The organism is Heyndrickxia sporothermodurans (genome assembly GCF_003055045.1).
GTDB lineage: Bacteria > Bacillota > Bacilli > Bacillales > Bacillaceae_C > Heyndrickxia > Heyndrickxia sporothermodurans.
Window position 1 is genome coordinate 35,207 of the sequence record NZ_NAZB01000032.1, and the last position, 13,210, is coordinate 48,416.

Annotated in this window: 13 protein-coding genes; 12 read left to right on the forward strand and 1 reads right to left on the reverse strand. The window is 34.3% G+C overall.

Annotated elements, in window-relative coordinates:
- Window positions 1-257: 257 nt before the first annotated feature.
- The 10 genes from yycF (at window position 258) to B5V89_RS14075 (ending at window position 10,675) form a co-directional block, all read left to right on the forward strand.
- Window positions 258-968 (forward strand): response regulator YycF, encoded by a 711-nt coding sequence (gene yycF / locus B5V89_RS14030; protein WP_066230906.1) that lies wholly within the window; start codon window positions 258-260, stop codon window positions 966-968.
- A gap of 4 nt (window positions 969-972) precedes the next feature.
- Entirely contained in the window at window positions 973-2,787 is a 1,815-nt protein-coding gene (gene walK / locus B5V89_RS14035) for a cell wall metabolism sensor histidine kinase WalK (protein WP_108072521.1), read from the forward strand.
- Window positions 2,784-4,118, forward strand: a complete 1,335-nt coding sequence (locus B5V89_RS14040; RefSeq protein ID WP_181294676.1) for a YycH family regulatory protein — start codon at window positions 2,784-2,786, stop codon at window positions 4,116-4,118. Before walK ends, B5V89_RS14040 begins: the two co-directional genes overlap by 4 nt.
- The gene (locus tag B5V89_RS14045; protein WP_108072524.1) at window positions 4,105-4,938 is read left to right on the forward strand and encodes a two-component system regulatory protein YycI; all 834 of its coding nucleotides are present in this window, start codon (window positions 4,105-4,107) and stop codon (window positions 4,936-4,938) included. Before B5V89_RS14040 ends, B5V89_RS14045 begins: the two co-directional genes overlap by 14 nt.
- Window positions 4,939-4,943: 5 nt before the next feature.
- A complete protein-coding gene (locus B5V89_RS14050) occupies window positions 4,944-5,738 on the forward strand; it encodes an MBL fold metallo-hydrolase (protein WP_108072525.1) in 795 nt (264 codons plus the stop codon).
- 179 nt (window positions 5,739-5,917) lie between these two features.
- On the forward strand, window positions 5,918-7,144 hold the full coding sequence (locus B5V89_RS14055; RefSeq protein WP_244913502.1) for a S1C family serine protease: 1,227 nt from the start codon (window positions 5,918-5,920) through the stop codon (window positions 7,142-7,144).
- 296 nt (window positions 7,145-7,440) lie between these two features.
- A complete protein-coding gene (locus B5V89_RS14060) occupies window positions 7,441-7,602 on the forward strand; it encodes a CxxH/CxxC protein (protein WP_107920287.1) in 162 nt (53 codons plus the stop codon).
- A 94-nt stretch (window positions 7,603-7,696) separates the two neighbouring features.
- The gene (rlmH, locus tag B5V89_RS14065; RefSeq protein WP_066230880.1) at window positions 7,697-8,176 is read left to right on the forward strand and encodes a 23S rRNA (pseudouridine(1915)-N(3))-methyltransferase RlmH; all 480 of its coding nucleotides are present in this window, start codon (window positions 7,697-7,699) and stop codon (window positions 8,174-8,176) included.
- 94 nt (window positions 8,177-8,270) lie between these two features.
- On the forward strand, window positions 8,271-9,962 hold the full coding sequence (locus B5V89_RS14070) for an HsdM family class I SAM-dependent methyltransferase (protein ID WP_108072527.1): 1,692 nt from the start codon (window positions 8,271-8,273) through the stop codon (window positions 9,960-9,962).
- A gap of 2 nt (window positions 9,963-9,964) precedes the next feature.
- Window positions 9,965-10,675 carry a restriction endonuclease subunit S gene (locus B5V89_RS14075; protein WP_181294677.1) on the forward strand — a complete coding sequence of 237 codons (711 nt, stop codon included), beginning with the start codon at window positions 9,965-9,967 and terminating at the stop codon, window positions 10,673-10,675.
- A gap of 55 nt (window positions 10,676-10,730) precedes the next feature.
- On the opposite strand, the gene B5V89_RS14080 is transcribed toward B5V89_RS14075, so the two are convergent.
- Window positions 10,731-11,690 carry a hypothetical protein gene (locus tag B5V89_RS14080; protein WP_108072530.1) on the reverse strand — a complete coding sequence of 320 codons (960 nt, stop codon included), beginning with the start codon at window positions 11,688-11,690 and terminating at the stop codon, window positions 10,731-10,733.
- Window positions 11,691-11,983: 293 nt separating this feature from the next.
- On the opposite strand from B5V89_RS14080, the gene B5V89_RS14085 reads away from it, so the two are divergent.
- Together B5V89_RS14085 and radC are read left to right on the forward strand one after the other, a co-directional pair.
- On the forward strand, window positions 11,984-12,649 hold the full coding sequence (locus B5V89_RS14085) for a DNA-3-methyladenine glycosylase family protein (protein WP_108072532.1): 666 nt from the start codon (window positions 11,984-11,986) through the stop codon (window positions 12,647-12,649).
- A gap of 93 nt (window positions 12,650-12,742) precedes the next feature.
- Window positions 12,743-13,207: a RadC family protein gene (radC, locus tag B5V89_RS14090; protein ID WP_108072534.1), complete on the forward strand. Its 465-nt coding sequence runs from the start codon at window positions 12,743-12,745 to the stop codon at window positions 13,205-13,207.
- Window positions 13,208-13,210 lie beyond the last annotated feature (3 nt).

Genomic DNA, 13,210 nt, shown 5'->3' on the forward strand with positions numbered 1-13,210 from the left:
TAGTTCGACATAACCTAAATAGTAAAGACAATAAACATACTTTTAATATATGAATAAAGTGCCTCTAGCAAAGTCTAGAGGTTTTTTATTCATATAAAAAAACAATTGGAAGAGTTGGAAAAAATCAATTATCCTTAAAAGATGAATTCACGTATAGAACATGTTACAGTAAAATAGAGGTAGTGGATAATTTTTATCGTATTATAATACATTATAATTAAAATCGATTTTATTTGAATATAAAGGGAGTAATAGGCATGGATAAAAAAATATTGGTCGTTGATGATGAGAAACCAATTGCTGATATCCTTCAGTTTAATTTGAAGAAAGAAGGATACACCGTTTACTGTGCATATGACGGTGAAGAAGCAATTAGAATGGTCGAGGAAATCAACCCTGATTTATTAATATTAGACATTATGCTACCAAAGCGTGATGGAATTGAAGTATGTAGAGAAGTTAGAAAAAAATATGAAATGCCGATTGTCATGCTTACAGCTAAGGACTCAGAGATCGATAAAATTATCGGCTTAGAGCTCGGAGCGGATGATTATGTAACAAAGCCTTTTAGCACAAGAGAATTAATCGCGCGTGTGAAAGCCAATTTGCGACGCCATCAACAAGTCGCAGCCGTAGCAGACGAAGAAGAGAAAAGTAATGAAATTACAATTGGATCATTAGTTATTCACCCAGATGCATACATCGTTTCTAAACGTGGGGAAACGATAGAGTTAACACATCGGGAATTTGAGTTACTATATTATTTAGCTCAACATATCGGTCAAGTGATGACGAGAGAACATTTGCTGCAAACGGTTTGGGGATACGACTATTACGGAGACGTCCGAACTGTTGATGTTACTGTAAGACGTTTAAGAGAAAAAGTAGAGGATAATCCAAGTCATCCTGCGTGGATCGTTACACGCCGTGGAGTAGGCTACTATTTGCGTAATCCCGAACAGGAGTAATGTGATGAAGAAGGTTGGTTTTTTTCAGTCAATCCATTTAAAGTTTGTCTTAATTTTTCTTTTATTAACATTAGTATCAATGGAGATTATCGGAGTCTATTTTGTTAATAAATTAGAGGAAAAACTACAAGAAAACTTTATGAGCTCCATTAAGGGGAGAGTGACCAGTTTAGGATACTTTATTCGTGAGGCGATGAGCACAGAGGAAACGAATGAAGATAGCAGAAAAAAAATACAAGATATATTAAAAGACAATGCACGCGCAGAGATTGAGGAAATACGTTTAATTGATAGTAATAATGTCATTCTCGCTACTTCTGATACAGGTGATCAAGGAATTGTCGGACAAAAGGCAATAGATAATAACGTGAAAAGGGCGATAAATTCCGGAAATACTTGGAGCAAGCGTTTTGTTGATAACTCGGGAAAGCGTATTTGGGTTTTAATTGATCCTATTAAATTAAGCAGCAATGAAACTGGCTATATTTATATCGTCGGTAAGATTGAATCAGTATATAAAGAAATCAATGAAATTAATTCAATTTTTACCAAAGGTACTGCGATCGCTATGGTTATTACAGCAATCCTTGGGATTGTACTAGCTCAAACAATTACAAGGCCAATTTCCGATATGCGAAGGCAGGCATTGGCAATGGCGAAAGGGAATTTCTCCAGAAAAGTAAAAGTGTATGGCAACGATGAGATAGGGCAACTAGCATATAGTTTTAATCATATGACGAAAAAGCTTCAAGAATCTCAGGCAACAACCGAGGGAGAACGAAGAAAACTTTCCTCTATTCTTTCCCATATGACGGACGGTGTGATCGCCACTGATCGAAGAGGAAAAGTCATTTTAATTAATGAGCCTGCAGCGGATATGCTAGATGTTTCACGTGAAACAGTCCTTTCCAAAGAGCTTGTTTCCCTACTAAAAATTGAGGACCTCCACCATTTTGAAGATTTACTGAATGAACAGGACTCGGTTATTTTGGATTATAGTAAAAAGGATGAACCGTATATTTTGCGTGCTAGTTTTTCCGTTATTCAAAGTGAAACGGGATTTGTTAGCGGGTTAATAACTGTATTACACGATATTACCGAGCAAGAAAAAATTGATATGGAACGAAGAGAGTTCGTATCAAATGTTTCCCATGAATTAAGAACGCCGCTTACAACGATGAGAAGTTATTTAGAGGCATTAGCTGACGGAGCTTGGGAAGATAAAGAAATTGCACCAAGATTTTTAACAGTTACGCAAAATGAAACGGAAAGAATGATTCGCCTTGTCAATGACTTGTTGAAATTATCAAAAATGGACAGCAGAGACTATCAATTAAATAAAGAATGGGTTAATATCATTGAATATTTCCACCATGTCATTGATCGTTTCGAAATGGCAAAAGAGCAAAATGTAACTTTTAAACGAAAGCTTCCTAACGCGGACTTATTTGTCGAGGTTGATTTAGATAAATTGACTCAAGTGCTAGATAATATTATTTCAAATGCATTAAAATATTCACCTGAAGGCGGGCAAATAACATTTAGAGCTCGTGAACTTAATGAAATGATTGAACTAAGTATTTCCGATCAAGGAATGGGAATTCCTAAAGATAATCTGAAGAAGATTTTTGAACGCTTTTACCGCGTTGATAAAGCGAGAACTAGAAAAATGGGCGGTTCTGGACTTGGACTAGCAATTGCCAAGGAAATGGTTGAAGCACATGGTGGGGAAATATGGGCTAGAAGTGAAGAAGGAAAAGGGACAACGATCTATTTAACACTTCCATATGATCGTTCTCAAGAGGATGAATGGTTATGAAATATGAAACGTTGAAAACAATATTGTTAATCTTTCTAGTCGCCATCAGTATTTATTTAACATGGAGTTTGTGGACGTTCCAAGTAAATTATGAAACCATTAGAAATACAGAAACACCTGATACAGAAAATGTTGAACCAAAGGAACTAAAGGAAATCATTAAACCGATGAAAATTTTCCTTCATGATAATGATTTATATAGTGGAACAACAGAAGAAACAGAAATTGATCGGATTATGAATGAAATTGGGAGCTTTAAGTTTTATGAGATTGGAGCTGCCAAGAGTTATAGAGACAATGACTGGCAAAAGATTATACACGGATCAAAAAAATTAGAACTTTATTTTTCAGATTTGATCCCTTTTGATACATTTAAAGGTGTTATTCATGTCAGTGACAAAAAGGTTCCTACTGAAGAGTTTAACCAAATGGTGATTGATATTTCAAATCCGGCCCAGAAGGTTGCATCCGTTTATTTTATTAATACAAAGGCGAAACGAGTGTTTAGTGGATCTGCTAGCTATACTGGTCTACAAGCCTTTGTAAATAAAATTAACAATAAAAAGGATCTGTACGAACCATATCACGTGTACAAGTTAAATAATAAAAAGGAAATTTTATTACCTACATCCGTACAAACTGTTACAAGATATAGTTATTTGTGGGATAAAAATGATTTATCAATCGTAGAAAATTTCAAAAATGCTTTATTCCCTGTACCCAAGATTGTAGAAAAAAGCCAGGAAGGCAGCAATATAGAATATCAAGATGGGACAAGTTTTATGAGGGCGAATTTAGATCGTGGTTCAATAGATTTCTTTAATCCAAGTGAAAGCCCGGGGATTTTTATTCGCATTAAAAATCTAATTAGGCAGAGCAATGACTTTGTTAATAATAATGGTGGATGGAAAGATGATTTTCGCTACTTTAGTACGGATCCAAATAAAAATCAAGTGGTTTTTCGTCTTTTCAAAAATGGAATCCCTGTATTTAATACGAAATATCCAGACCATATAGCGGATGCAACACTCAATTGGGGAGACGCCCAAATCATTTATGAATATGAAAGACCATATATCAACTTTTCATCCCTCGTACCTATAGATAATGGAGAAGTAAAACTTCCTTCTACTGATATGGTGTTGGGATACTTAGAAAAGCTTGATATTGATCAACAAAAAATTAATAATTTATCGGTTGGATATCAGTTAGACTATGATTCTATGCGAAAGGTGCTAAATTTTGAACCGATATGGTATTATGAGTATGACGGTAAATGGCTGCCATTGATGTCTGAGGATATTAAGGGGGAGCAGCATGGATTGGAATAAAACAAAAACAATGTTTATCATTGTCTTCTTAATTCTTGATATCTTTTTATTTGTCCAGTTTTCTAGACAATATAGTGATAGCAAAATTGAGCAACTAAAGGAAGATCCTTCATTAGAGGATCGGTTAAAGGAAGCGGAGATTACTTATAATATAAGCTTTCCTTCTGAATCAATTAAAGTTCAGTATATAAGCGCAAAAACAAAGAAATTTACCGAAAAAGAAATAAAAGAATTAGTTAATCAAACGGTAACAATTGGACCAAATAAAACGTCTTTATTTTCTACCTTTAAAAAGCCAGAAAAACTAAACTCCAGCTTCGACCCGATTCAATTAGAAACATTTATATCGGAAAATATGTTGTATGGCAATCAATATAAATATTGGGAATACGACAAAGATAAAAATGTAATTATATTTTATCAGACATATGAAGATAAACAGTTTTTCAAAAATGATAGTGGTCAGTTGGTGTTAATTCTGAACGATAAAAATGAAGTTGTTTCGTATAAACAAACAATTTTAGAAAAGATGGAAAAAAGAGGCGGAGAAAAGGCACTGCCGATTATGACAGCGATCGGCAATCTTTATGCCAAGAATATGATTTTTGCTAAAAGTGAAGTTGTAAAAGCAGAATTAGGTTATTATACATTAATCCCACAAACGGAATCACAAATGCTTGTACCTACTTGGCATTTTGTCGTTAAGCATGGCAAGGTCGCTGATGACCTATTTGTAAATGCCATAGATGGTCGCGTAATCCCGAAAAATGATAAAGAAACTGAAACTGGAACTGGAACTGAAACTGAAACATTGGAGTGAAAAGAATGTCATTGCATTTTAGTGTACTTGCCAGTGGAAGTACAGGAAATGCGACATATGTTGAAACAGAAAATCATTCATTTTTAGTCGATGCTGGATTTAGCGGCAAACAAATGGAAGCCTTGTTTCAAAAAATTGATCGCAAACCGGAAAACTTAGACGGAATTCTTGTTACCCATGAACATAGTGACCATATTAAAGGTGTTGGAATTCTAGCACGTAAATATAAATTACCGATCTACGCAAATGAAAAAACGTGGAAAGCGATGGATAATCTCATTGGTGTTATCCCAGTCGAGCAAAAGTTTACATTTGATATGGAAACAGTCAAAACCTTTGGTTCGCTTGATATTGAATCGTTTGGCGTTTCTCACGATGCCGCCGAACCGATGTTTTATGTGTTTAGAAATGGATCAAAAAAGCTTGTCGTAATTACTGATACAGGATATGTCAGTGATCGAATGAAAGGCACCATTTCAAATGCGGATGTATTTATTTTTGAAAGCAATCATGATGTCCAAATGCTGCGTATGGGTAAATATCCTTGGAGTATTAAACGACGTATTCTAAGTGATGTCGGACATGTATCGAATGAGGACGCAGCAATCGCAATGAGTGAAGTAATCGGTGATGCTACGAAGCGAATTTACCTTGCCCATTTAAGTCTTGATAATAATATGAAAGATTTAGCGAGAATGAGTGTTGCTCAGACGTTGGAAGCACGTGGAATGGGAATTGGTCACCAATTTGATTTATTTGATACCGATCCAAAAATTCCAACTCCACTGACTGCAGTATAAAAAATAGGGTAAAGGTTCTTTACATAAAGGATTTTTGCCCTTTTTGCATTGGAAATTGATTAAAAAGAAATTTCTTAATTCTGTTTAATGATATTTTAATAATTGCTGATTATAATAAGGGCATATAGAAGGTAAACTAAAATATAGATAGTTTTTGACGAAAGAAAGGATGGGTAAACGTGGGTTATTATGATGATAATGATAATGATCGCTATCAACGACCAAAGCGGTCGAAAGGCGGATCCTTTATTTCTGGTCTAGTCGGTGTAATTATTGGAGCATTACTTGTAATGATTGCCTTCCCTTCACTCGGTAATGTATTCAATCGTTCCTCTGATCAACAAACATCAGTTGAAAATGCACAAAATAGCCAAAATAATATTACAGGCAAATCAGTTTCTTTAGATGTGACGACAGATGTAACGAAAGCGGTTCAAAAAGCCGAAAAGGCTGTTGTCGGGATTGCTAATATCCAATCACAAGGCTTTTGGTCACAGCAAGGGCAAGGGAAAAGCGAACATGAAACAGGCTCGGGCTCAGGTGTAATTTATAAAAAAGCAAATGGAAAAGCATTTATCGTAACTAATAATCACGTTGTTGAAGGCGCTGATCAACTTGAAGTCACACTTTACGATGGAAAAAAATTATCGGCAAGATTATTAGGTAGTGATGTTTGGACAGATTTAGCGGTAGTTGAAGTGGATGGTAAAGATGTAACTACTGTTGCTCAGTTTGGGGATTCTGATAAGTTGAAACTTGGTGAACCAGTCATCGCAATTGGAAATCCACTTGGCGAAAACTTTGCCGGCTCCGTCACACAAGGAATTGTCTCTGGGGTCAATCGGACGGTACCTATGGATTTAAATAATGACGGACTTGAGGATTGGGAAGCAGAAGTATTACAAACAGATGCTGCCATTAACCCTGGTAACAGCGGTGGTGCACTAATAAACGTTTCTGGTCAAGTCGTTGGAATTAATTCAATGAAAATTGCTCAAGAAGCTGTCGAAGGAATCGGTTTTTCCATTCCAATTAAATCTGCAGAACCAGTAATAAACGATTTAGAGAAGTATGGAAAAATTAGACGTCCAGCAATGGGTGTAACACTTCAAAATGTCAGTGATGTCCCAGCCTACCATCAACAAGAAACATTACGACTTCCAAAAGGTGTAACACAAGGCATCATGATTGAAAGCGTCTCTCCTGGATCTCCAGCTGCAAAGGCAGGCATGCAAGAAATGGATGTAATTTTCGAATTAGATGGTCATAAAGTAAATAACATCTTAGAGCTAAGAAAATATTTATACACTAATAAAAAACCAGGCGATTCAATGAAAGTAAAATTTTATCGTCAAGGAAAAGAAAAAGAAGCAACATTGAAATTAACAAATGAATCAAGATTATAATTCACAATGTGGATAATTGTAAAAACGGGGAGCGTATGTCGCTTCCCGTTTTTGTGTGGATAACTATGAATGTTATTAGCACAGTATTTGTGAAAAAATATTGTTTCTGTTAAAGTCCTGTAGGGTATGCGTTCAGCTAGTTATACTTCGTATAGAAATCGCTTCACGCATACCCTACAGGGAATTTAATTAATAATAACTATAAAAACCTTTTTATGAAAATGGAAAAATTAATGGTAAAATAGCATTTGGACAATAAGTGTTCGATAAAAATGCAGTGAAAGGTTGGTTTTTTTATGAAGGCTTATGTATGCGAAGAGCATGTTGAAATCGCCTTAGATCAAGCGATTTATGAAAATGCATTAGCACCTATTTTTAAAAAACTGAAAGAAGACGAATCATTATCCACAACCTGTGAATACTGCAATCTTCCTGCAGTATATATGGTAGGGAACTAATATTCCCACACAAAATGTGGATAGTTTTTGTGGATATGTGGATAACTATTGTGGATATTGTGTTTGTAATCTGTTCATATAGTGGGGGTAAACTGTGAATATCTCAATCATCACCGTCGGAAAACTCAAAGAAAAATACTTAAAGCAAGGAATCGATGAATACTTAAAAAGACTAACAGCCTACGCCAAAGTAGAAATCATCGAAGTCCCTGACGAAAAAGCACCAGAAATCCTAAGCGAAACAGAAATGGAACAAGTCAAACAAAAAGAAGGTGAACGCATCCTCGCAAAAATCCACCCAGATGCCCACGTCATCGCCCTCGCCATCCAAGGAAAAATGAAAACCTCCGAAGAACTTGCCGACGGCATCGACAAACTCGGTACATACGGAAAAAGTAAAATTGCTTTTGTTATTGGCGGATCATTAGGGTTGAGTGATGGAGTTATGAAGCGTGCGAACGAAAGCCTATCATTTTCGAAGATGACATTTCCGCATCAGTTGATGAGGTTGGTGTTGGTGGAGCAGGTGTATCGGGCGTTTCGGATTATTCGGGGGGAACCGTACCATAAGTAAATGAGGTTTTTTAACGACAAGCTGTCAATTTAATAATTGACAGCTTGTCGTTTTTATTATATCTTCTATTTAGCGATAAATTTGGAGGGACATTATGAAAATTAGGGCTATGGTTTCTAATAGGGCTGAAAATGAAGGGCAAACTATTCAAAAAGCTGATGTAAGAGATTGGATATTTAATGAACTTATAGAAAGATATAATTATCCAATGGACTGGCTTAAAGAACGAACGTTGCTAATAAATGAAAAAGATTTTTATGGTTTTACAATTAATACAGAAGATGGACTACCGTTTATCATAGTCTCTATTGCAGTACCTGGTGATATTGAAAGTGCTGAAAAGAATCTATCTTCTTTTTTTGAAGAAAAAAACTTTGTTGGGATAGGTATAGTTACAGATGGCTCTGAAGAAGGCACAAAAGTTGTAAGTAAAAAAAGTAGTTCTAAACAACAAGATTACATTGTAGATATTGAAAATTACAAGCTACATAATGAAAAAAAAGTCATTATAAATAATATTGAGTATGTAGGAGATAAAGAATTAAAAACACAAAGGTTATTATCAGAAAAAGTAGAAAGTGTCTTTTTTGAAGCTCATAGTCATATAAGGGATATAGATGGACTTCATATGGATGAAGCATTAGATGAACTCTGTAAAGTAATCTATTGCAAAATTTACGACGAAAATGAAACTTTAATAGATGCACCAATAAAGATGCAACGTACTATATATGGGAGTAATGAAGAATTAGCAGCAAATATTAGAGGCCTATATAAAAAAGCTAATGAATCAACTAAAAAATATCTAGGGTATGTTGGAGTATTTAATACAGAAATAAAACTATCTTCTGCTGCCTTAGCAAAGGTAATAGAAACCTTTCAGAATTTCAACTTAACTAGGTCAGATGTTGATATAAAGGGAAGAGCATTTCAAAAAGTTTTGAGTCCCACAATTAGAGCAGGTATGGGCCAATATTTTACACCACTACAAATTATTCAATTAATGGTTAATATAGTTCAACCCACAAAAAATGAAATAATGCTTGACCCATTTTGTGGTTCAGGTCACTTTTTGTTAACAACTCTTGAATATATTAAAAATTCCGTTGTTAATAATAAAAAAGATGATTTGGAGATTTTATTAAAAGAGTTTTCCTCAAATAATCTCCATGGAATTGAGAAGAGCGACCGAATGGTAAGAGTAGCTATGACGGACTTGATGCTCCATGGTGATGGAAGTACTAACATAAGATGTTATGATTCTTTACTAGATTTTAGAAATTACACTGATTTAAAACCTGAATATTTTGATATTATACTTACTAATCCTCCTTTTGGCTCATTATTAGGTAAAGAAGCTTTTATGCAGATTGGTCACTTTGAGTTAACTGAAGGATTTAAATCGGTTCCTCTTGAAGTAGTTGGACTGGAGAGATGTTTACAATTTTTAAGGCCAGGTGGGAAAATGGCTATAGTTCTTCCAGATGGTATTTTAGCGAATAAAAGAACACAATATGTTCGTGATTGGCTGCAAAAACATGCAAAGATAAGAGCAATAATTAGCCTGCCGGTGGAGACTTTTTCTCCTTTTGGGGCAAATATTAAAACAAGTATTTTATTTCTGCGCAAGTGGGATGTTAATGAAATTATTGAAGAAAATTATAATATCTGTTTAGCTCAAATAAACAATATAGGATATGATGCTGCTGGACGTGATAAAAAAGGAAGCGAATTAGAAGAAGTCCAAGAAGAATTAGTGAGATTTTTGAATGAGGAGGGATGGTAACCATGTGGATAAAAGTTGTTAATTCTAAAGATTTAAAGCAAGATGGGAGATGGAAAGTAGAACTATTTACTACCACTGATAAGCAAGTGGAATCTCCTTATAAAATGATAAAAATAAAAGAACTTGTTAAAGAAAGGAAAGAAAATATTAAACCTTTTGAATTTCCGGATAGACCATTTAACTATATTGGTTTGGAAAATGTAACTCCTCAAACAGGGGAATTAGTAAATTTTAATCCCAAAAAAGGAAATGAAATTAAATCGACTTCTAAGGTTTTTCATGAAGGTGATGTTTTGTATGCTAGATTAAGACCATATTTAAATAAAGTGTACTTAGCTACAGCCAATTATGAAATAGAGGAAGGGATTTGTTCAGGCGAGTTTCATGTTTTACAACCCGACACTAGCAAAGTATTACCAAATTATCTAAGAACTGTTTTATCTTCAAGTTATATTCAAAACTATGTAAAATTCATGCAAACGGGTTCGGCTCTTCCAAGACTTGGTATAAAGGATTTAATGGAACTTGAAGTTCCGTTGCCTCCACTTGAGGTACAGTCTCATTTTGAAACATTTATTATAAATAAAATTAAAAGAATAGCAACTTTAAAGAAAGAATTAAACTCCCTGCCAGAAATGATGATATCAACAGTCGAAAATTCATTAGAATCAGGTGCTATAGAGGGTGGGCATAATTTAGAAATAACAGTTTAATATTAAGCTAAAAGAGGAAAGCTGATGTTTAACATCTAGTTTTCCTCTTTTGGTTTTATTCAAATAGATTACGAAGCCCTTCCTTATAATCCGTAACGGTTTCTCTGATTGTTTGGACAGCCTCTTCTTTCTTTTTGCTTACAGATATACCAAGGGAACTTCCTAATGTTTGCCATTCATTTGCCGTATATTGATGATATTCTTCATTAGGATAGTTTCTATGTATGAATGAAATGTAATCATGAGCTGTTTGATTTTTAGCACGAATCTCCCTAAAAACACTTCGCATGTTATCATTACTTGTTTTAAGCATTCTTACCAACCCACCAAAGTTGGATGCGTGAGAACTTCCTGATGGTTTGCAAGACTTAGGACCTGATATTCTTTCTCTATTACCACTCGCATTTAGAGGCTCACCGTGATGTTTACATTCAACACCTAAGGCAGTACAATCGTCTGGACAATTTGAAGAGTCTACAAATGAGCCTCCTCTTGAGATATGAAGCTTATCTCTTAGGTATGCCACATCTAATGCGTTACCGATAAAGTAATCTTCTATATATGGAAAAGAACGTATACCATCTTCAGTCCCCCAGCTCCAAATCAATACAACTAATAAATCAAATTCACCTAGATTTTCTTTTATTTCATCAAAGTGTCCCTTAGATTCATCAGCATTTTTGTTCATTGACTTTATCTCAATTCTAAATAGTTCTCCTCTCTGGGTTTTAGGCTCCCAAAGAGCATCTCTCTTAATACATGCAAAATCATTATAATCATTATCTGGAAACCATGCTATCTCGCAATCACACTCTGAGTCTTCCAATAATAATTGATTCATATTGAAACCCCATAATGCTTCCAATAGTGTTCCCATACCACTGCCAACTCTTCCTCCCCTTGTTAAGATTTTTTCTTTACAAAAGTTATTAGTTGCAATCACTGCATCTTTTTTAATAGATTTAAGTTTTTCTGCAACTGTAAGCAGGTATTCATCATATTTAGCCGCTTCCATTCTTGTTTCCCCCTGATAGCAATATAAAATTTTTAGTCTATTCATTTATATTACTACATTTTTACAGTTATCTGTGAAATTTTAAATTTATTAATTAAAGATTTAGGGCTTTGAATTAGGTATATTATTTTCTTTAACAAAATTAAAATTGTTAATCCAAAAAACTTTTGATAAGAATGTTTACTACTTTAGGAAAAATACCCCTTTTAATTGAATACATTTGCTATTCTGCTTAAATTTTACTATCTTTGTTTTATGTCTTATATAAGCTTCTTCGATGAAGGGGGATAAATATGAGTAAAGAGCTAATTATTTGTTTAGGTGATGAATATACTAATCATCTTTGTAATGTAGATTCTGAATTGTGCAAATTAATTGAAGTAATAGGAAATTACAAGTTAAGTCTTCAGGAAAATTATTATGATGCATTGGTAAAAAGAATTATTGGGCAGCAATTGTCACTCAAGGCAGCAAATACAATAATATCAAGGGTGGTAAATAATAGTCTTTTGTTAACACCCCAAATAATTAATGAAAAATCTGATATTGAGTTAAGACAATGCGGGCTTTCATATCAGAAAATTGCATATATAAGAGAATTAACAAATAGCGTACTATCAGGAAATATTGATTTAGAAAAGCTTAGTTTGGAAAATGATTCAAAGGTGATAGAATCATTGATACAAATCAAGGGAATTGGAATATGGACGGCAGAAATGTTCTTAATCTTCTCATTAGGACGAGAAAATATATTGTCTAATAGTGATGTAAGTATAAGGAACGCCATTTTATGGTTATATAATATTGAAGGTAAGGATATTGATTGGGAACATTATTGGAAAACTTGGTCGCCATATAATACAATAGTCTCACTATATCTATGGGAGATTGTAAATAGAAATTACATAAAGAACTTTAAAGATATTAATGAACTTTATAAATCAACGAAAGCGAAATGAAAGTGGTTTTAAATATATATTATTATTATGACAAACAGCCTCAATTTCTTATTAAAGGGATTGGGGTTTATTTTATTGTTGGGAGGCTTTTATATGAAAAAAAGTGAAGTTATTAAAACAGCAAAGAGAATTAATGTTGTATCACTTAAATTAGTAAAGGAATCAAGCTTACTTTACAAGGAAAGGTCAGTGCGGTCGCCTGAAGATGGTTATCAACTAATGAAGTTATTTCTTGCGGATAAAGACCGTGAGCATTTCATTGTAGCTTCACTAGATACCAAGAACCAACCAGTATCAATTAATGTCTGTCATATTGGAAGCTTAAATGCTAGCATAGTACATCCTAGGGAGGTGATGAAGTCAGCAATCTTAAGTAATGCTGCGTCAATAATTGTTGGACATAATCATCCATCAGGGCTGCCAGAACCAAGTAAAGAAGATATTGAGGTTACAAAGAGATTAGCGGAAGCTGGCAAAATCATAGGCATAGACGTCCTTGACCACATTATCGTTGGGGATGAAACATTCATTTCATTGAAAGAAAAAGGCCATATCTGAAAG

Excerpts from the sequence above, each read along its gene's own strand:
- B5V89_RS14045 (WP_108072524.1), top strand. The coding sequence starts at position 4,105 with ATGGATTGGAATAAAACAAAAACAATGTTTATCATTGTCTTCTTAATT.
- yycF (WP_066230906.1), top strand. The coding sequence starts at position 258 with ATGGATAAAAAAATATTGGTCGTTGATGATGAGAAACCAATTGCTGAT.
- B5V89_RS14070 (WP_108072527.1), top strand. The coding sequence starts at position 8,271 with ATGAAAATTAGGGCTATGGTTTCTAATAGGGCTGAAAATGAAGGGCAA.
- B5V89_RS14060 (WP_107920287.1), top strand. The coding sequence starts at position 7,441 with ATGAAGGCTTATGTATGCGAAGAGCATGTTGAAATCGCCTTAGATCAA.
- walK (WP_108072521.1), top strand. The coding sequence starts at position 973 with ATGAAGAAGGTTGGTTTTTTTCAGTCAATCCATTTAAAGTTTGTCTTA.
- B5V89_RS14080 (WP_108072530.1), bottom strand. The coding sequence starts at position 11,690 with ATGGAAGCGGCTAAATATGATGAATACCTGCTTACAGTTGCAGAAAAA.
- B5V89_RS14050 (WP_108072525.1), top strand. The coding sequence starts at position 4,944 with ATGTCATTGCATTTTAGTGTACTTGCCAGTGGAAGTACAGGAAATGCG.
- B5V89_RS14075 (WP_181294677.1), top strand. The coding sequence starts at position 9,965 with ATGTGGATAAAAGTTGTTAATTCTAAAGATTTAAAGCAAGATGGGAGA.
- radC (WP_108072534.1), top strand. The coding sequence starts at position 12,743 with ATGAAAAAAAGTGAAGTTATTAAAACAGCAAAGAGAATTAATGTTGTA.
- B5V89_RS14040 (WP_181294676.1), top strand. The coding sequence starts at position 2,784 with ATGAAATATGAAACGTTGAAAACAATATTGTTAATCTTTCTAGTCGCC.
- B5V89_RS14085 (WP_108072532.1), top strand. The coding sequence starts at position 11,984 with ATGAGTAAAGAGCTAATTATTTGTTTAGGTGATGAATATACTAATCAT.